Annotated in this window: 17 protein-coding genes; 1 reads left to right on the plus strand and 16 read right to left on the minus strand. The window is 46.4% G+C overall.

Annotation, left to right across the window (positions count from 1 at the left end):
* The 16 genes from G5154_RS17990 to G5154_RS18065 all read right to left on the minus strand — a co-directional run.
* Positions 1-341 (minus strand): sugar nucleotide-binding protein (locus tag G5154_RS17990; RefSeq protein WP_421251444.1); only part of this gene is annotated, 341 nt, incomplete at its 3' end.
* Positions 341-1,447, minus strand: a complete 1,107-nt coding sequence (gene rfbB, locus G5154_RS17995; RefSeq protein WP_421251445.1) for a dTDP-glucose 4,6-dehydratase — start codon at positions 1,445-1,447, stop codon at positions 341-343. The genes G5154_RS17990 and rfbB, both read right to left, overlap by 1 nt.
* 1 nt (position 1,448) lies before the next feature.
* Entirely contained in the window at positions 1,449-2,378 is a 930-nt protein-coding gene (gene galU / locus G5154_RS18000) for a UTP--glucose-1-phosphate uridylyltransferase GalU (RefSeq protein ID WP_335838450.1), read from the minus strand.
* Positions 2,379-2,404: 26 nt separating this feature from the next.
* Positions 2,405-3,430: a glycosyltransferase family 1 protein gene (locus G5154_RS18005; RefSeq protein ID WP_421251446.1), complete on the minus strand. Its 1,026-nt coding sequence runs from the start codon at positions 3,428-3,430 to the stop codon at positions 2,405-2,407.
* Positions 3,418-5,283, minus strand: a complete 1,866-nt coding sequence (locus tag G5154_RS18010) for a glycosyltransferase family 2 protein (RefSeq protein WP_421251473.1) — start codon at positions 5,281-5,283, stop codon at positions 3,418-3,420. Before G5154_RS18010 ends, G5154_RS18005 begins: the two co-directional genes overlap by 13 nt.
* Positions 5,284-5,526: 243 nt before the next feature.
* Positions 5,527-6,429, minus strand: coding sequence for a glycosyltransferase family 2 protein (locus G5154_RS18015; RefSeq protein WP_421212169.1), 903 nt, complete (start codon positions 6,427-6,429; stop codon positions 5,527-5,529).
* Between the two features lie 95 nt (positions 6,430-6,524).
* Complete coding sequence (locus G5154_RS18020; protein WP_323895067.1) at positions 6,525-7,691, minus strand: nucleotide sugar dehydrogenase; 1,167 nt, start codon at positions 7,689-7,691, stop codon at positions 6,525-6,527.
* A 24-nt stretch (positions 7,692-7,715) separates the two neighbouring features.
* Entirely contained in the window at positions 7,716-8,786 is a 1,071-nt protein-coding gene (locus G5154_RS18025; protein WP_421251447.1) for a hypothetical protein, read from the minus strand.
* The gene (locus tag G5154_RS18030) at positions 8,779-9,630 is read right to left on the minus strand and encodes a hypothetical protein (protein WP_421251448.1); all 852 of its coding nucleotides are present in this window, start codon (positions 9,628-9,630) and stop codon (positions 8,779-8,781) included. The genes G5154_RS18025 and G5154_RS18030 overlap by 8 nt, the downstream gene beginning before the upstream one ends.
* Positions 9,630-11,843, minus strand: a complete 2,214-nt coding sequence (locus tag G5154_RS18035; protein ID WP_421251449.1) for a glycosyltransferase — start codon at positions 11,841-11,843, stop codon at positions 9,630-9,632. The genes G5154_RS18030 and G5154_RS18035 overlap by 1 nt, the downstream gene beginning before the upstream one ends.
* A 17-nt stretch (positions 11,844-11,860) precedes the next feature.
* Positions 11,861-12,874 (minus strand): hypothetical protein, encoded by a 1,014-nt coding sequence (locus G5154_RS18040; protein WP_421263975.1) that lies wholly within the window; start codon positions 12,872-12,874, stop codon positions 11,861-11,863.
* Positions 12,875-13,144: 270 nt separating this feature from the next.
* Positions 13,145-14,347: a sugar transporter gene (locus G5154_RS18045; protein ID WP_421251451.1), complete on the minus strand. Its 1,203-nt coding sequence runs from the start codon at positions 14,345-14,347 to the stop codon at positions 13,145-13,147.
* A 15-nt stretch (positions 14,348-14,362) separates the two neighbouring features.
* On the minus strand, positions 14,363-15,013 hold the full coding sequence (locus G5154_RS18050) for an ABC transporter ATP-binding protein (protein ID WP_213388796.1): 651 nt from the start codon (positions 15,011-15,013) through the stop codon (positions 14,363-14,365).
* An 11-nt stretch (positions 15,014-15,024) separates the two neighbouring features.
* Complete coding sequence (locus tag G5154_RS18055; protein WP_421251452.1) at positions 15,025-15,825, minus strand: ABC transporter permease; 801 nt, start codon at positions 15,823-15,825, stop codon at positions 15,025-15,027.
* A gap of 63 nt (positions 15,826-15,888) precedes the next feature.
* The gene (locus G5154_RS18060) at positions 15,889-17,697 is read right to left on the minus strand and encodes a polysaccharide biosynthesis/export family protein (RefSeq protein ID WP_421251453.1); all 1,809 of its coding nucleotides are present in this window, start codon (positions 17,695-17,697) and stop codon (positions 15,889-15,891) included.
* The gene (locus G5154_RS18065; RefSeq protein WP_213388798.1) at positions 17,684-18,058 is read right to left on the minus strand and encodes a hypothetical protein; all 375 of its coding nucleotides are present in this window, start codon (positions 18,056-18,058) and stop codon (positions 17,684-17,686) included. Before G5154_RS18065 ends, G5154_RS18060 begins: the two co-directional genes overlap by 14 nt.
* A gap of 1,233 nt (positions 18,059-19,291) precedes the next feature.
* Here G5154_RS18065 and G5154_RS18070 point away from each other — a divergent pair.
* Complete coding sequence (locus tag G5154_RS18070; RefSeq protein WP_005344743.1) at positions 19,292-19,816, plus strand: acyloxyacyl hydrolase; 525 nt, start codon at positions 19,292-19,294, stop codon at positions 19,814-19,816.
* Positions 19,817-19,959: the final 143 nt, after the last annotated feature.

Raw genomic sequence — 19,959 nt, forward strand, 5'->3', positions numbered from 1 at the left:
CGCTCACCGCTGCCATCGAACACATAGTCGGTGGAGTAATGCACCAGCCAGGCACCCAAGGCTTCCGCTTCTTTGGCAATCGCAGCCACGCTGGTCGCATTGAGCAGCTCGGCAAACGCCCGCTCGCTTTCGGCCTTGTCGACTGCGGTGTGGGCTGCTGCGTTCACGATGACATCCGGCTTCACCAAGCGCACAGTCTCCGCTACGCCGGCCGGGTTGCTGAAATCACCGCAATAGTCAGTGGAGTCAAAATCAACGGCAGTGATACGGCCCAGCGGGGCCAGTGCACGCTGCAGCTCCCAGCCTACCTGGCCGTTTTTGCCAAACAGCAGAATATGCATCAGGCACGCTCCCCATCATTCTGTTCAATCGCGGAATAGTGCTGCTCAATCCAGGATTGGTAGGCACCGCTCTTGACGTTGCTGACCCACTGCTGGTTATCCAGATACCACTGCACAGTTTTGCGAATACCGGATTCAAAGGTCTCTTGCGGTTGCCAATCCAACTCCGCGCTCATTTTGCTGGCATCGATGGCATAGCGGCGATCGTGACCGGGACGATCCGCTACATAGGTGATTTGATCGCGGTAAGAGCCCGCTTTCGGCACCATCTCGTCCAGCAGATCGCAGATGGTGTGCACCACTTCCAGATTCTGCTTCTCGTTATGACCGCCGATGTTGTAGGTCTCACCGACCACGCCTGTGGTCGCCACCTTGTAGAGCGCGCGCGCATGATCTTCTACATAGAGCCAGTCACGGATCTGGTCGCCCTTACCATAGACAGGTAACGGCTTGCCATCCAGCGCGTTAAGAATGACCAGCGGGATCAGCTTCTCGGGGAAGTGATAAGGGCCATAGTTGTTGGAGCAGTTGGTGACGATGGTCGGCAGACCGTAGGTGCGGCGCCAGGCGCGCACCAGATGGTCGCTGGAAGCCTTGGAGGCAGAATAGGGGCTGCTGGGGGCGTAGGGGGTGGTCTCGGTAAAGAGCGGCAATGGTTCACCGACGGCTACTTCATCCGGATGAGGCAGATCACCATATACCTCGTCGGTGGAGATATGGTGGAAGCGGAAGGCCGCCTTGCGTACCTCCTCCAGACCGTTCCAGTAAGCGCGAGCCGCTTCCAGCAACATATAGGTACCGACGATATTGGTCTCGATAAAGTCAGCCGGTCCTGTGATGGAGCGGTCAACATGGCTCTCGGCGGCCAGATGCATCACGGCATCCGGCTGGTGCAGGGCAAACACCCGATCCAGTTCGGCACGGTTGCAGATATCCACCTGCTCAAACGCATAACGCTCGCTTGACGATACATCGGCCAGGGATTCCAGATTGCCGGCATAGGTGAGTTTATCGAGATTGATAACAGAATCTTGGGTATCACGGATGATATGGCGCACCACGGCAGAGCCGATAAAGCCGGCACCGCCGGTCACGAGGATTTTCATATTAAACACTAGCCTTTTCGGTTTTTTGTGAGGTCAGGGAGTTGATATAGTCAGTCACAAACTGGCCAATTTCATGATGCCTCATGCCATAGGCAATATTAGCCTTCATATAACCAGCCTTATTGCCACAGTCGTGGGACAGCCCTGTCATATGGAATGCATCAACCGTTTCTTGCTCAATCAACATGGCAATCGCGTCGGTCAACTGGATCTCATTACCAGCTCCGGGAGGCGTCTTTTTGAGCAAGGGCCAGATATTATTGCTCAACACATAACGACCAACGACGGCCAGGTTGCTGGGGGCTTCATCAATATCCGGTTTTTCAACCAACCCAGTGATGGGTGCGGACTGACCTGGCTGCAACTTGACCTGATTGCAATCAGCTATCCCATATTTATCGGTATCAGCCAGTGGCACGGGTTCAACCATTACCTGGCTTTGTCCAGTCAACTTGTAACGCACCAACATGGCAGCCAAATTTTCGGTGTGTTGATCGGCAGTATATTCATCCAGAATGACATCGGGTAAAACAACGGCGAACGGTTCGTCACCGATGACCGGATAGGCACACAAAATGGCATGGCCCAATCCTTTGGCTTCTCCTTGACGCACATGCATGATGGTCACATCTTTCGGACAAATATTCTGTATCTCGTCGAGCAGCTTTCGTTTAACGCGAGATTCGAGGGTCGCCTCCAGTTCAAACGAAGTATCGAAATGGTTTTCGATAGCATTCTTTGATGAGTGGGTCACCAGTACAATCTCTTTGATACCCGCTGCCACACACTCATTGACCACATATTGGATCAGCGGCTTGTCCACTATCGGCAGCATCTCTTTCGGGATAGCCTTGGTGGCAGGCAACATACGGGTACCCAGTCCGGCAACAGGAATGACCGCTTTACGTACTGAAAAATGTTGATTAGACATATATTATCTCGTGCAGGTTATAGTTCTCAGTTTGCCAAAGAATAAGCATATAGTTTCGCATTATTGGCTAGCTCAGCTCGTTTCTTTTCTTTATTAATCAGTAATATTATTGCATCAACCCAGCGTTGGGGGTCGTTCTCCAACAGAATGCCGTTGATGTTTTGTTCGATAAAATCGTTATAGGGCGCGCAATTGCTATATACACCCACAGCGCCCATTCTGACAAAGTCATAAAATTTTACGGGACCACGTGCCAAATTAAAATCAGAGTCAAGCAGCGGCGCCAATCCGATATCTAACTGATGGGTCTTGGTATACGCAAGATAATTTTGCCAACTCATTGGATGCAGTACTGAAACTCTTGGCAGGTCGCGATAATGTTTATAGATATCATGCTCGCCAAAAATTTCAAAGCTGGCACTAGGGCATGCTTCCAAAACCCCCTCGACGATTTGCCGCAGCCAGTACTTCTCTTCCCGATGAGAGCTTGAACCATGATAAGCTATTCTTACTGGTTTTCTTTTTTCAAGAAGTAATGGCGATGGTTTTGCGGAAACTATTTCCGGGTTAAGGTGGAAATATTTTTTAGCCAAATAAGCTGTAGATACCCAGATATCATCACAGTGCTGCGTGATCCATCGATGTTGAGCCGCCGAGCGCCTTATTATCTTGCTGCGATACTCTTTCGGTAACGTAGATAGAGCCGTCGGGTCAAAAAGGTCGTCATCCATGAAATAAACTATTCGGGAGCATCTGTCGATATATCTTTCTATATGCTGTTGCCACTTCGGAGAGATAAATCGAATAATGACAAGAGCAGATCCTTCCGGAATAGGGATTTCAGGGGAAACAAGAATGTCAACGCATTGACATCTTGCATCAGGAAATCGACTGGCAATAGCCGATTCAAAATAGGCCAATGTAGGGGATTTCCCTTCATGTAATATAAACAATCGCTCACTGTCAATTTCAGAGCTTTGCTGGCTGCCATAACTCTGTTTATTGAGTTTAAGATAGGGCTTGAATAGTTTCCTGCGAATTAATTCATCCATGGCAACACCATATTAGGAGCTCTGCTTAGAGAGAAATCAGGACGTTCATAACTCAAGTTAGGGTTATAGGCAGGATCGTGTTTCAGCACACCATCCCATCGCGTTCTCATATATCGCAACTCAGATTTTGCTCGTCTCTGCTGTTGTATTGATACATCTTTACCGCGGGAAATAGACTCATGATGATACAGTTCAGCAAAAGGCGTCCAGACTACTCGCCAGCCGGCCTCTCGCACTCTGAGGCAATAATCAACGTCATTAAATGCTATCGGCAAATTCGTTTCATCAAGTCCACCTAGCGCGATATATAAATCTTTATGAGTCAATAAACAGGCAGCCGTCACAGCCGACAACTCTTGAGCACTGACAGCCCGCCGCTGGTATCCGGGATCGTTTGCGGACAAACCATTATGAAGGTGATCTGCACAACCGCCAGGTCCGACAGCATCGCCGGCATGCTGAATCAAACCATTTCCGTAATAGAGCTTTGCACCGACTACGCCCACACCAGGACGCAATAAATGAGAAACCATTTCATCCAGCCAGTCAGAGCTGATCACCTCGGTATCGTTATTCAGCAAGCAGACCAGATCGCCACGTGCTTTGCTTACCGCAAGGTTATTGATGGCTGAATAGTTAAACGGATGATCATAAGAAATCACCCTGACGCCATAAACCTGTTCGATATGGGCAAGGTAAGCAAGGGTCTCCTCGTCGTCGCTCTGATTATCCATCACCATGACATCCATATTGGCGTATTGCGTCTTGTGGATCAGGCTTTCAATACAAGGGCGTAAATGAGCAAGACCATTTCGGGTGGGGATAATCACAGAGACCAATGGTAATTGCGTTGGCAATGGCCAGAACCAACGACATACACCATGAGGTGCAGCCCCAATGCTCACACCTGCTGGCAATAAATCCTCTCTATCTTTCAGCGGATCACAATCATTCGAAAGCAACGCACTTGCGGGCAGATGCATCATCAATGACGGAATATGGGCAATCTGGTTTGGCTCACACTGCTGTGCCAACTGTAGCCACCACTGATGACATGCCGCCGCATCAAAGGGGATTTGGCTTGCGCCTTGTTCACGCCACAAGCCACACCAGCCAATATAGTTTTGGCTCTGCAGCAGTGTTTCATTCCAGTCAGGTTTAAAGTTGGGAGAGTGACGTTTGCCTCTCTCGTCAAGCAGGTCGTGGTCCCCGTATAGCCATAAACAATCCGGATCCTGGCGTAACTGATATGCCACCCAGAATAGGGCGCTGGGGGACACCAGGGCACCCGCAGGCAACACCCACTGCCACTCGCCGCCAGGCTGACTGGGGATATCTGAGGATGCGCCATGCTCCTGCAGCCTGATGTGACTTGCCGGATAACAGAGTGCCTGGATGCTATCCAGAGTCTGCTGGCGGCTCTGCTCACTCTTTTCGCCAACAAGATGAAAACAGACACGTGGCAATGAGTCCCAACGTGCCAACAGGCGTTCAATCAGCTTGTACTCGGCGGGTTCCAGGGTGTCGAAGTTTGCTAGCCACTCTTCATAGCTATCGAGTGGCTTGTCGTCACGTACTCTACCGACAAGTTGGTAAGCCTGCTGTAGATCCGTGAGCCACAAATGCCATGAGAGACCCAATCTCTTGCGTTTGGTGTTCGTCAGGCGTCGATAAAAGGGCAAGACCCGGCGCAATCGACGCCAGAGACTCTCAATAGGAGAGACACAACGAAGCTCGCTAATCTCTACATGGCAATCCGCGCCCTTGCTGCTGGCCAGTAAAGAGAGATGGCTGGCTCCTGTGGGCAGATAGACCAGCTCCTGCAAGGTGCCACGACGTGTGACTGGCAACACCTGCTCATGCCATCTTCCCTGTCCGCACTGCCAGCACAGACGAGTCTCCCCTCGTGGTTGGCTCGCCACGATTGTCCCCCGGATCAGGAGCCAGCCAGAGTGGCATGAAAAAGCGTCAGGCAATGCCAGAGGTTGCCAATGACCATCGTTATACATATATGAATTTACAACCTGAGGGGACATTGAAATAGTCCGCCACACCAGTGACAGACCGTGAAGAATAGAATTAATAAGTAACAGCAGTTATTTAATCAGCTTTTTAATGCTGTTCGCTAACCAGGAGTGATTGGACACCTCTCTTTCTGCGGGCAGGGCGGCTAATTGTTCACTCAGTGTCATCATCTCGGCCTTCACTTGGGGGGCCAGTGCCGCGGCCAGCAGACATTGCTCGTCATTGCGATCATGCGCCTGAAAATAAGCCTTATGTTTGACTCGATTGGCCGTTGCCGCACTACCACGCAAATGCTTCCCAAGCAGGAACTCTTCCAATGATTTAACTGCGTAATGGTTGACTCGTATGCCATTCCAGATGACCTGAGCACTCACACCATTACCGTGTTTGGCATGTAATACCATGTCACTACCATTGGCATCGATATAACGCCCATAACGCAAATTGGCAAAATGAGGGTTGAAAAAACTGTCAACCCGGGAGGGGCGCACAATACTCTTGAAGTTGTGGTTCACATTGAAACCAAGGGGTGCACGCTGCGTGAAGCGTTCAATCACCAGCCCCTCGCCAGCAAAGGTCTCACCATTGGAGCCAAAATTAGACCAATTCAATCCAACGGCACTGACACTATTATCTGCAAACCATTGTGTGACCACCGGACGCAAATCATTTGACTCCAATGGCAACAAAAACTCGTCAGCATCGATAAATGCCAACAGATCTACATCACGCGGGCAAGTGCGCAAAATTTTATCGTATGCAGGTAACTGCGGTTTCTGCAGCCCCACAGTTGGATGGTCAAATACAGTAACCACCCCTAATTTGGCCAGAGAGCCGAGCAGTTCACGCGAACCGTCGTTACTCCCATTATCTGCAATAATAAATCCACTGACACCGAGTACCCGGTGAAAAGCGATCCATTCGAGCAATCCATCTATTTCATTTTTGACAATTGCAGCAATAAATAATTTCAAGGCGGGTTCTCAATCAGGATGAAAAACTGCAGGATTATACATCATGATGCGGGGGCTGGGAAAACAGACCCCAGCCCCATACGCTATTGCAGATATCAGTCGGAACCGAATAGATCCCTGGTGTAAACCTTGTCCGCCATATCGGTCAATTCAGCGGCCATCCGGTTGCACAAAATCACATCACTCACAGCCTTGAACTCGTTCAAATCGCGAATAACACGAGAGTGGAAGAAATGCTCCTCCCTGATGGTCGGTTCAAAGACCACCACCTCGATGCCTTTCGCCTTGATCCGCTTCATGATCCCCTGAATGGCGGAGGAGCGGAAGTTGTCCGAGCCCGCCTTCATCACCAGACGATAAATCCCCACTACCTTGGGGTTGCGGCGAATAATGCTGTCGGCGATAAAGTCTTTGCGGGTGGTATTGGCATCGACGATGGCGCGGATCAGGTTGTTGGGCACCTTGTTATAGTTGGCCAACAACTGCTTGGTATCTTTGGGCAGGCAATAACCACCGTAACCGAAGGAGGGGTTGTTGTAGTGGCTGCCGATACGGGGATCCAGGCCAATCCCTTCGATAATCTGGCGACTGTCGAGACCGTGAGACTGGGCATAGGTATCCAGCTCGTTGAAATAGGCTACCCGCATCGCCAGATAGGTGTTGGCAAACAACTTGATCGCTTCCGCCTCAGTGCTGCCCGTCAGCAATACCGGAATATCCTGCTTGATGGCCCCCTCTTGCAACAGGTCGGCAAAACGTTGGGCCCGTTCGCTGCACTCCCCCACCACGATACGGGAAGGGTGCAGGTTGTCATACAATGCCTTGCCTTCGCGCAGGAACTCAGGTGAGAAGATCAGATTCTCGGTACCGAGCTCTTCGCGCATCCGCTCGGTAAAGCCCACCGGAATAGTGGACTTGATCACCATCACCGCATTGGGGTTGATGCTCATCACATCGCGGATCACCGCCTCGACCGTGCTGGTATTGAAGTAGTTGGTCTCGGGATCATAATCGGTGGGAGTGGCGATAATCACAAACTCGGCCGCCTCATACGCTTCATATTTATCAAGCGTCGCTTTAAGATTTAGCGGCTTGTTGGCCAGATACTCTTCCAGCTCCTTATCCACGATGGGAGATTGACGGCGATTAAGCAGTTCGACTTTTTCTGGCACCACATCCAGTGCAATGACCTGATGGTGTTGGGCCAGCAATACCGCGTTGGAAAGACCGACATAGCCGGTGCCTGCAATGGTTATATTCATCTTCAACCTATATTGTTATATGAATTACATATTCATCATGCTTTTATCTTTATCTTCTAGAAACTTTGGATACATGATGTAATCATTAATTAATCCAGTCCATCGTTGATATTCTATACGTTCAAAACTCTCATAAGCGAAAAACATCGCATTCTGATCAATCCACCAAAGTTGCCTATCTCGATTTAAATAAAAAGATAAAGACAAGTACCTTGCAACTCTATCAAGAAAAGTTCGGCCACATTCATTGAATGGGACATATATTGCGTTTGCAACAATTTTTTGCCATGGCAATTCTAGTGCAGGGGATACCCTAAGTGATAACTTTTCACGCGACCATCTACCTGTTTCAAATAGATTATCAAGATTACCAACCAACTTAGAGTCAATATCAAATATGAAAAATGGTTTCTGATAAATCGTCATTATTTTAGGCGCAATGAGAAAACGAGATGAGGCATAATACGCCTTGGTCAATGACTCATCACCAACATATTCAAAGCTAAAATTTACTACTTCATTATCATAGCTATTTACAATATCAATAACCTCTGAATCTGGATTTACTATATGATAATGAAATATGGCATCCGGGTTTGTATCGATATTATACAATGAGTATTTATAAAATCTTTTAAAGTAATTAGAATCTGCCGAAAACAATATCACATATTTCTTTTCTTTATTACTTCTTATGTTTACAACAAGATCCTTTTCAATTTCATTAATTTTTAAATTATTTACCCAATCTCTATCCTTAACTAAACTTTCTAAACCAACACCATAGAACCCATGTACTTTTCGATCATGACGTCCTAATCCCTGCAGTACGTCCCACGCCTTCTCACTATTCCCCTCATAAAAGTCAACAGACATTCTAAAATAATCAAGTCTACTATCCGATGACATTAACAAGCATTCTTTTAGCACTTTGTTATCTTGTGTCATAAGACATATTTTGCATAACAAGTCTAAACATTTTGTTTTGAACTGATTATCTATAGTATGTTGTGCTGCATTATAAAGCACTTGCTTAGCACCTTCATTATCTTTATTTATAAAGAGTGCCCAAGCTTTGTCAAATTCATTAGACATTAAAAAATTCCTGTTCAGCCAGTTTGAAATAGGGCTCTATAAACTCAAAAACGGCAGGGTTATGACCGGCGAGTTCATTTTTATATAATTTAATAATTATATTATTGAACATTTCCCGCCCATTACCATCATTAAAAGCATCACCTAACTGGGTAATGAATGGAATGAGGTGTCTACTGTAATGCTCGGTGTCAGAGATATTCTGAATATATAAGCACTTAGGGACATGTTTATTCGCAATAAAATACTTAGCTGCAGATAATCTTGGCATAAATGACTGTTTTATCTTATCTAAAGTCATTTCAGGATAACATCTTGCAAGCATCTTATCTGTAATAACCTCCCTAAACATTAATACATCTGTTTGAGGGTTATTGACTACACAGCAGGAACCTTTCATTAAACAGGACATCATTAGTGATGCAAAGCCACCTGCGGAAGAGCCAAAAAATAGAACTTTCTTTCTTTGTACATTCATGAAAGCTCTAAATTTTTCAAGTACTTTAACAATTAAAGGTATTGCAAAACGCTCTTTAGTCCCTTGAAACCATGAAATTCCAATATCATCATGAATACTTAATGTTGGGTCTGTAATTACTATGCCAGATGCATTTATTTTTTCAAGCCATGATAACCGTTGAAAATAAGGATGATTATACTTTTTTCTCTCTAAATACCCAGGGCTAAATATATATATTTTATCGGATGTAAAGTCAGGCTTAAAGTAAACGTGCAGATAATAACCATCAATATTAATCTTATAAACTGCTGGTTCAGATAATATTGAAATTGAGTCAATACTTTCAAAAGTATACTCAACTAACTGATCCTTATTCACTTTCATTAAACATCCCAATCTGCTTTAGTAAAATTCTGTTTCTTCAACTCATCAGGAGACCACTGATTTTTCTTAAACATCAGTTCAAATTCGGCACTCTTTTTATCGCTTTTACGCATACCGTCGGTGGCTTTTTGCAATTTATGGTAGACCACCGCCTGGCTGGTATAGAAGATCTTCATTCCCAGCAAGTGGCGCAGATAGTCACACATAATCCGATCCGAACGATAGTGGCGACCAAATTCGGCATCAAGCCCACCAACCTGATCGACAATTTCGCGGCGCATATAGGTACAGAAGAAGGGGGCAAAGCTGATCTCCACCTGCTCTCCGTCGTGCAGCAAGGGCACCCGAGCAATATTCTTGTGATGCTGCGAGAGGTTGACATCGCAATCTATGCCGGGGTTGGCAAACGGCACATGGGTCGTAATGGTCTTGGTATTGGCAAACAGTACCTGACGAGGAACCACCAGGCCGATATTGGGATCCTGATAGGCCAGTTGCTGCATGGCTACCAGTGCGGTACGCGTCAGCAAGGCATCGTTGTTAAGCAATACGATATCGCTGCCGGCCTTGGCCGCCTTGATCCCCTGATTCACCGCATAGGTAAAACCGGCATTAAACTCATTCTCGATATAGGTAATATCAAACTCTTTGACCGCCTGCTCCCGCAAATAGGTTCTGACTGCCATGGCTGACGCATTGTCGACCACTATGATATCGACCTGCTTGCTATCGTAATACTTGCGAATGGAAGAGAGACAATCCTGAATATCCTCCAGCGATTCATAGTTCGGGATAATGATGGTGACGTGATGTGCCAATTTTGGCTTGGGCAAGCGATGCTTGACCGGTTCGCTCTGGCCATAACGCAACAGGGCCCGCCCCTTGATAAATTCACGGGTGTTGTGCTGTTCTCGCACAATATCGATAAAACCGTTTAACGAATGGTCATTGGTGATGGCATTTTCTGCCAGTTCATAAAAATAGTTGGAGAGGATCACCGGCACCGAAATAATGGTGAATTCACTGCTGATCTTGAGGATCAGATCCCAATCGACAAACCGCTTCAACTGGGTGTCAAACATTCCCGTCTTTTTAAAGACCTGCTTGTTATGCATAAAACAGTTCAGGTCAATATAGTTACGGTTTTCCAGCAGACCCTTATTGAAACTGGCAAAGCGGATCGCAAACGGTTCCGGATGCGTGCCACGATAGAGATATTGGCCAGAATAGGCAGCCTGGGCATGAGGGCTCTTGTGCAGGGCGGCGACCATGGCGCTGAGGTATTCAGGTTGCCAGGTATTGTCGGAATCCAGATAGGCAATCAGCTCACCTTTCGCTGCCCGTAAACCGATATTACGAGCTTCAGAGACGCCAGAACGACCAGGCCCGCGGATCAGACGAACCCGTTCATCCATAAACTCCTCAACCACCTTGATGGTTCCATCCGTACTGCCATCATCGACAATGATCAGTTCAAAATATGGGTAAGTTTGTGCCAGAACAGAGGTAATGGCGGCAGGAATGGTATCTTCCCGGTTGTATGCAGGCATGATGATGCTGACTAACGCATCGAGATTATTTGTTTGGGTATAGGCGACCAGCGAACGACGCGTATTCTCCATCATGGCGAAACAGCGTTTGTCCTCTTCCCGATAGGGGGCATAGATCATCGGGTTGACCATTGACTCGGCCAAAAACTCATCAAAGCAGGTAAACTTGCGATTATGCTGCCAGGAGGTAGTTGTCTGCTTGAGCAACTGCCCGGTTTTGGCATCAATCAGTTCTAGTTGATGGGTTTTACCATCGATAAATTCAGCAGGTACGCTCCAGCGAAAACCATGTTGACCATTGTTGATCTTGTTCTTGGCCAAATCCTCACGTTTGACATCGGCCAGCACTTTATACTGTTTACCATCTATGCTGATTAACGCTTCACGGGGGGCCGGATCACCGATTTCGGCCAGCCAGCCATAGAGTTCGCCACTCCCGCCCGCTTTCAGGTTGAAATCACCGCGGATAGCTTTATTACCGACAGGGGCTGGCTTTGCTGCACTCTTGGCAATTTGTGCCGTGTTGGCCGCTATTTTATTTGGGTCCATAGGATGACGGCCGATCAGTTTACCGATTTTTTGATAATGCTGATACGGGTCCATGCCGGACAGTTCGACATCTTTATAATTATTCAAATACCATTGAGCATCGAAGTTATTCATTTTTTAATCCCGAAAAATTAGATCGTTCTGCCTTCATTCTTGCCAAACATGAGATAATGTAAAAGAGGATTTACCCCTTCTTGTTGTACGTCGGGATACCTCGCTAAATAATCATTTCCGTCAAAACGCTCACTGGGAGTCAAACCCACTTTAAAACCTATGGTCAAATAATGCTCGACCGGAGAAATGGAAAGTTCATCAATCTCAGGACAGTTTTTTCTATACCAGTCGACGCTGAACAAGCCTGAGTTTTGAACAACCTCGGCATGCTGACGTAACATACTTTTAGTATTTTTCTTTTTGAACTTGTTACTCAATGCACGTGCGGGAGCTGCCGCTTTCCATGCAAAGGAGGCTTTCAGTTTATCTAGCTGTTCCTTGTATATAGACAGTTCATTATCCTTAGCCAGCAGCTTCCGCTCTTTTACTTCTAAAATATTACTAAGTTTAGCCAGCTCACTGAATCTGACATTCAAATTATCTTGCAAATTAGTTAGCTGGGAGGAAAGTGAATGATTTAACTCTTTCTCTTTAACTAATTGAGACTTTAATTTACCGAGTTCGTTCTCAAGTTCCTGCTTGGTCTTGTTGTGTGACTGTTTCAATAGACCAAGTTCTGACTCAGCTTTCTTTAATTTTGTTTGAGATATATCTAAAGCCGCTTTAGTCTTGCTGAGTTCACTTTTACAACCATCCAGTTCAAGATGACTCTTTTTTAACTGTGCAGCACTCTGTTGAGCGGTCTCATCAGATTTCATGATCAACTTGCTGAGCGTGGCCAGTTCAGCGTTTCTAGTTTGATGATCTTGTTCAAGCCCCTTAATGCGGGCCTTCAATGCCACATTATCAGCGGTGAGTCGAGCTGACTTGCCTTGACAGATCTCTAATTGAACTTGCAAGGCAAACGAGCTCTCATTTACTGTATTCAGAAGGTTATCTTTTTCAACTAACGCCTGTTTCAGCACTGCCAGCTCATTTTTCATTTCGTGCAATGAGTTATTATTTGTTACTCGAGGTATTGTCTTTCGCATATCCCATGCTCTTGTTGGTTTAACTTATAGTGAATGGATATCAACTTGGAAAAAGATGACATCCTCTCTATCTACTACCAATATATTGGCTGCCATGGTAAATAGATATTTTTCCCAAAAAAACTTATTCCATAATCATGAAAATAAAATGTATAGCTTGTTAGATTTATTAACTATCGCTCAGTAGGTACCAATAACTTCCGAAAGCATTAGGCATGCCCTGATGTCAAAATATATCAAAATCCTAATATCATCTTTATCATGCAGTGATTAATCCTGGTGCTCACGTAATGTCGCTAACCCCATCACGATCAGACCATAGAACAGGCAAAGCAGTACGCCCACGGTAGCAAGGTTATAGAGACGACGCGGATATTCGGCATCTTCAGCCAAAGTCGGTTGGGTAATTACCAACAGGTGCTTCAACTTGCGATATGCTTCAACCCTGGCTTGCTCCAGGCTGATAAGACCGGTTTTGTAGAGATCTGCAGCCAAGGTTGCCTGGGTTTGCACATCCAGATAGCCGGCGGTGATTTCATTCATGGCGTCCTTGTCCTGACCGGTCAGCTTGGCACGTTCCTGCTCAAGTTGCCTGGTCAAGGCATCAACCCGGCTCTGTACCGAGACAACGGCGGGAGCGGAATCCTTCATATAGCTGCGCAGTTGTTTCAGCTCGGCCTGTTGGCGCACCAGTTCGCCTTCAATCTGGCTGACCACCCCCAAGCGTGCGCTACTGGTCGACTCTGGGCTGATAAGTTGATGGCTGTTTTGAAAGGCCAGCACCTTGGCTTTTTCATCTTGCAACCGTTGATAAGCCCGATCGACTTCCTTTTCGACAAAGGCAAGTTGATCGAGAGCCACCTGATGCCCCAACTTGTTGATAAAGCGTTCTGACTCTTTAAGCATCAAGGCCACAACCTGTTGGCCATATTGGGGATCAAATGTCTGCAACTCGATGGTAAGTACACCGGACAACTCATCAAGATGTAATCCCAGATGCTGGCGATAGTACTTGATGAAATCCTCTCGACTGACATCATCAGACAAGCGTGAAAAATAATCTGCCGCACCACTTTGATAGTGTGATTTGAGGGCGAGCTCTTTATCCAGCTTGGCTAACATATCCCATGACTTAAGATAATCCTGGATTAACAATACATCTTGATGATTGCTGCCACCAATCCCCAACATTGACAGCGCATCGGGTAACATCTTGATTTGATCAGCTTGCTTGATGATCAACTCGGCACGACTGACATAACGGTCAGATGCCATAAAACCAAAATAGACTGTCGCGATCGCAAAGCAAAGTACCACCCACAAGAAGCTACCTAATTTGAGACTACTTTGCCAAGAACGATGAGCAATCTGATAACCGCTGGAGTCAATAAAAAACTGTTTCGGCGCTTTGCTTAACTTGCGCAACTTGCGCACAAAGCGTGAGGACTTTTCTGATTTGATAAGTTGAGTCATGTTGAATTTGGCTTATTATAGATTCTGATAGATACGGATGGCATCGTCGATATTGTCAAATACTTCCAGTCTGCTATTACGCAACAGAATACCCATATCGCACTGCTGACGAAGGTTTTTCATATCGTGCGACACCATGATAAGACTGGCTGTTTCGCGTTTTTGATTAAACACATCAATACATTTCTGTTTAAAGCGCGCATCGCCTACCGAGGTGATCTCATCCGTCAGATAAATATCAAAATCAAAGGCCATACTGACGGCGAAATTGAATTTTGACTTCATACCACTGGAATAGGTTTTGATGGGTAACTCGTAGTGCTGACCGATCTCTGAGAACTCCTTCACCCACTCTTCAACCGTCTTGGTATCCCGTACACCATGAATACGACAGACAAAGCGCGTATTCTCTCGTCCGGTCATACTGCCTTGAAATCCACCACTTAATGCTAACGGCCAGGATACACGGCATTGACGAATAACACGCCCTTCATTAGGCGCATCCATACCCCCCAACAAGCGTAACAAGGTAGATTTACCAGCCCCGTTGACACCTAAAATGCCAATGTTACGATCCCGCGGCAATTCAATACTGACATCCCGTAGTACATAGTTGCGTCCAAATTTTGTCGGATAATACTTGGTTACATTATCAAGAATGATCATATTATTTCACATTAACTGGAAATTAATCGACGATGATTCAAACGATAGCAGCTCATAGCAAATGTTAACAATATCAGTGTCACACTTGAAAAGTATATCCAGCTAACATTTGGACTACTGTAACCAGCAAGCCACCCACTTCTGATCAATTCAACTGCATGCACTAGCGGATTCCATAAAAACCAGTGCTGATACTGGGCAGGAATTGTCATAAGTGGATACATGACACATGAGATGAACATCAACGGCATCATCAACAAACCGAGAAATTTGTCGGCCTCTTGAAACAAATTACAAACAACACAAAAAATAATACCAAGTGAAAATGAAAATGCCATCAATAAGAAATAAATGAGTATGACTTGCAACGGGTCATCAGGGATGGCATCAAAACCAAACCACAAAAGTCCCATGACTAAAATGCAGCCGACGATGATTCCAATCATGGTTTCAAGCATGAAGCGAGCAATAAAGGTAGAAAACGGCGTTACCTGTCTATAGCAGAACAAGCCCATATTGGCACTAACTGCTGATTGCAATTTACTGACGACATTTCTAAAAAAAAGAAAAGGTAAATAACTCGCAGTAATAAATAGTGGCGCAGGTGCGCCGCCAAAACCACTCGAACCTCGTAAACCAAAGATCAAACTAAATGCGCTTATCATCAACAATGGGTCTAGCAATGCCCAAGCATAGCCCAGCCGATAATTGCCAAAGCGGGTTTTAAGCTCGCGAATAAGCAGGCCAAATACAACATCTCGCAACACCTGCAGGGATGTGCGCGGCGTTTGATTAAGAATCGGTTTATTCATTAAGTCGCTCTACCGTATAACAGACTCGCCGAGGCGAGTCTGTCTTACGCCGCAATCAGCGGCTTAGTTAATTGCTACGTTAGCAGCCACGGCGATCTGATAGATAATTTGAGTAATATCCTTGACCGATTGCATGGTTTTGCTGTCGACCTTGGGCAACACCAGGATCTGATCACCGGGCTGGACACTCCCCTTATCTTTAAACTCCACCAATCCGTTGGCATGAACCACGGCTATCCGCTGGTCATTCGCACGCTCGGTGAATCCGCCCGCCCAGGCCACATAGTCATCGAGAGTCGCATTGGCGTTATAGACCACAGCCTGTGGCATCAAGACTTCCCCACCGACCTGGATCAGGTCCGTTCTGTTCGGTATGACTATCTGGTCACCCTGTTCCAGCTGAATGTTCGCAACAATCCCCTTGTCTGCGACCACCACCTTGCCAAGAGGCTGGATTTTTCTGGCCTTTTCGACAAAGCGCATCACCAGTTCTGCCTCTTTGGCACGGATCGCCGCTTCACCATCCGAACTGGCGGGAGCAGTAAACACACTGCGTTCCAACCGGTTGAGCGACTCTTCCAACATCTCTTTTTGCCGCGCAGCGACACTCTTGCGCATCAGGTAGATGGATTGGTAATCGGCAAGCTGTGGGTCAATGGGAATATGGTTGAGCAGCTCATGCAGCTTGGTCTGCTTGCGCACAGTGAAATATGAGGGCCCCATATAGCTACCTGCGACCTGCACATCATAAACCTGAGCATGCATATCATCATTGAACAAGACTTTGTCACCATCCTTAAGCTGGAGGCTGGCAAAATCCTTGTAAGGTAAATAGATGGAGAATGGACCACTTGGACGGTCACCTATCACCCCGACATGACTCACCTTGGCAAGCGGCAGTGCGTAGTTGACCAGCTCCGAGCCTAGCGTATTACGCTGAGTCAATTCGAAACGGAAGGGATTACGAACCTTGCCCGCGACATTTATCATCGGGCCCTGTGGCTCTACCAGGATGACATCCTGATCTTTAAAAGAGAGCTTGGGCATTTTGCCCTGCTGCATGAATTCATACAGATCGATTTTTTGGATGACCTGGTTCTGGCGTAATACCTTTATTTGACGATAGCTGCCGCGCTCCGAGTCGATCCCCCCAGCCCGTTTTAGAAAATAGAGCACACTGTCAGAGGATTGACCCGCATACTGGCCTGGCCGTATTACCGGGCCAGTGACAAACACACTCACGGGAGTTGTTGTCAACAGGTTGACGTAGATATTGACATTATTTGTAAAAACATCACCAATCCTGCTGGTCACCAGATTATTGACCTGGCTGGCAGGTACATTCTTGACATTGATCGGGCCGACATCAGGGATGAAGATATTACCTTGATTATCTACCGTCACTACATTTGAAAAGTTGACGGCTCCCCAGATCCAGATATTAAGTTTGTCACCCGGAGCTATCAGATAATTGTCATTCAAACCATCACTGCGTTCAGTCTCATACCCACCTGCAAACAGATTGGCGCCATAAGGAGGAGGTAATCCTGCCTCTGCCAGGGGCAGTAATTTTCGTACGTCTGCCTCACCGGGTAACAACATCCCTTGACGATTCTGTTGAGTAAAACTCCCGGTCGTTGAACTTGTGTTTGCCTGCCCACTCAGTGCAGCTTGACCACCAAGCTGGGGGCCGGTGTTTTCTGCAGCTTTTCCTGAAAGGGTGTAACCAAATGATGATCCATTTGCTTGCGCTAAATCAGGTGCGGCAAGGGTCATGGTTGTGCAGGATGTACTGATGAGGAACAGAAGTGTGCCAAGCTGATATATTTTCATTTTTTTCAAACCATTTGCCTTCATTTTATTGCTCAGCAAGAAGGTTGCTGACAGAGGTCTGTTCCAGTTGAGGTATCAGATACCATTGTTCTTCAGTCTTGCATGCCGCACGTCTTTGCGAGTGGCCTTGCACACTGTTAAACAACAACTCAACGCACTCAAGACCCAGAGCAGAAACATAACGTTGCCCCAGGGTATAGGTCACATTGTTTCTACTGAATGCTGCCCCCTGTGGCAGCGTATTCAGCGCCTGCTGCAGATCGGGAGGCATGACATGCAATTCGGTAGCAATCGAGGGGTTGACGAGAGGACGAGACGCTTCTACCTGCTTTGGCTCATATGCGCAGCCACCAACTTGTATGGCTAATGAAATCGCCAATAACCGGGTTGCATAATTCATGTGTCAATATTTTCCATGGAGTCAAATGTTAATCTTTTAAAACTTTACAGTCTTATGCTCTGGTAATTTTTTACCGATTTGCTGGTTATCTTTGCGACCCAAGAAGAACTGCAATATTCAGCATTACGAAGATTTTCATATCCTCTATATGCCAAAGTGGGCCATGAAGTACCTCATTAACAGGCAATCAGTCAAGACTTGAAAAAGCGGTTGATGCAAGCTGGATCAGCGTGATTTGCTCAATATATGAGCGTTTACTGCGTACATTGCAGAATGCTCTGAACAAATCGAGTAAAACGCGAATAGTTATGATGGATATCAGGCTGTACACCGTCTGTATTGCTCAGAGCAGTCATAAGCCTCAAGACGGGTGACACAGTTCAAATGTTGGCAAAGTGTTACACAAATGATGCCAGCATCTCTTGTTTGGCCATAGCTACCGCACAACACGAGATGCCGGGAAAATTAGACATAGCTACCGCACGGCGATGACATCCTGCCGGATAAAAAGCATACAAAATGGATGTGAAATAAATACAGGAGGGATAAAATACGTGGACTGCCAGCTCAAAAAGCCAGCAGATAGATTATAATGCAAGCACCCAACCCGTGCATGAAAGCGTCACAATGTGACGTATATCATACTTATTCTCGTTTTTTTTGAATGCTACCAATAAGCCGCAATTGGGTCAACAATCAAAAATTTCACCTGCAATCCCCACCCGATGAAAAAATCAGCAAAATACTGTTTTTTAAGAATTTTTTATTTCATTTTTCATTGGCAAAAAATGTATTCACATGGTGTAAATAATTTTGATGATGCTCCAGATTAATTTAGAAACGTCTAAATTATTCCTCTTCCCTTCCAGAAAAAATTAATTTTTGTGAAGTCACAATGTTGATTTTTCAATGAAAATGAAATAGGAGAAATCTGATTTACCCAGGAAGTCATATCCGACATCCCTCTCAAACTCCTCACCCTGCGCGATAAACCAGTCCACGCCAGCGAGCATCATCACGTCACATGTTACACATTTGTTCAAATAACGAACTAAGCCGGGATGCTGATGACCTCCCCTTATTAAGGGCATCAACGCGATAGCCCATTTATCGACCAACATGATTTTTTTTAGTTTTTCTGGCCGTGATTGACAGGGTTATTGTCCGTTGACTATGCCTGATATGTGTCCGATTGAATCAGCGACACAGGGTCACAACGACATTGGAGGGGGCATGGACGCTAACACTCTATCAAGGATCGGCCTGCTGGTTTCGTTGCTCACCAGCGCAGGAGCGATAGCCAATGACAATATTCTTACCCTGCAACTAGGCAAGGCATTCAGCAATGAAAAGCTCGACATCAAATTCGCCGACGCCAAGTTTCACCATATGTTCTGGCGCTGGGGAGACTCAGGCTGCCAATTTGGGCTGGGGGTGCGTGGAGGAACACTCAAGGTAGAAGATGAAGAGACCGCAAGACTGGGAGGCGGCGCCCGTATCGAATGCCAATGGGGTAACTGGGTGACCTGGATACCCGGCGAAATGGTCTGGCTCAATCAACATCAATTTGGCACACGCGGCCACGGCTTCAAGGATTATGGCGGCCCCTTCCAGTTCGCTCTGGGCATCGGTCTCGGCTACGCCATCACCAAGAATTGGCTGATCGGCTATCAATATGAGCACATGTCCAACGCCTATATGTATGACAAGAACCCGGGGCTGGACAGCCATACCCTCCATATCGAGTACCGTTTTTAGCCAGACAGGCTTTGTCGCTATCACCGGAACACTCTGCAAAAAAGCCTTCACTTCCGTGAAGGCTTTTCGTTATGTCGTCTTCTGATAACCGGGGTGGCCGTGAGAGGATCACCACACTCAGGAAATGGATGACGACACGCTCT

The sequence above is a fragment of the Aeromonas sp. 600527 genome (genome assembly GCF_049175415.1).
Lineage (GTDB): Bacteria > Pseudomonadota > Gammaproteobacteria > Enterobacterales > Aeromonadaceae > Aeromonas > Aeromonas veronii_A.

Coding starts and splice junctions, on each gene's coding strand:
- rfbB (WP_421251445.1), bottom strand. CDS start 1,447: ATGAAAATCCTCGTGACCGGCGGTGCCGGCTTTATCGGCTCTGCCGTG.
- galU (WP_335838450.1), bottom strand. CDS start 2,378: ATGTCTAATCAACATTTTTCAGTACGTAAAGCGGTCATTCCTGTTGCC.
- G5154_RS18005 (WP_421251446.1), bottom strand. CDS start 3,430: ATGGATGAATTAATTCGCAGGAAACTATTCAAGCCCTATCTTAAACTC.
- G5154_RS18020 (WP_323895067.1), bottom strand. CDS start 7,691: ATGAATATAACCATTGCAGGCACCGGCTATGTCGGTCTTTCCAACGCG.
- G5154_RS18025 (WP_421251447.1), bottom strand. CDS start 8,786: ATGTCTAATGAATTTGACAAAGCTTGGGCACTCTTTATAAATAAAGAT.
- G5154_RS18030 (WP_421251448.1), bottom strand. CDS start 9,630: ATGAAAGTGAATAAGGATCAGTTAGTTGAGTATACTTTTGAAAGTATT.
- G5154_RS18035 (WP_421251449.1), bottom strand. CDS start 11,843: ATGAATAACTTCGATGCTCAATGGTATTTGAATAATTATAAAGATGTC.
- G5154_RS18040 (WP_421263975.1), bottom strand. CDS start 12,874: ATGCGAAAGACAATACCTCGAGTAACAAATAATAACTCATTGCACGAA.
- G5154_RS18045 (WP_421251451.1), bottom strand. CDS start 14,347: ATGACTCAACTTATCAAATCAGAAAAGTCCTCACGCTTTGTGCGCAAG.
- G5154_RS18050 (WP_213388796.1), bottom strand. CDS start 15,013: ATGATCATTCTTGATAATGTAACCAAGTATTATCCGACAAAATTTGGA.
- G5154_RS18055 (WP_421251452.1), bottom strand. CDS start 15,825: ATGAATAAACCGATTCTTAATCAAACGCCGCGCACATCCCTGCAGGTG.
- G5154_RS18065 (WP_213388798.1), bottom strand. CDS start 18,058: ATGAATTATGCAACCCGGTTATTGGCGATTTCATTAGCCATACAAGTT.
- G5154_RS18070 (WP_005344743.1), top strand. CDS start 19,292: ATGGACGCTAACACTCTATCAAGGATCGGCCTGCTGGTTTCGTTGCTC.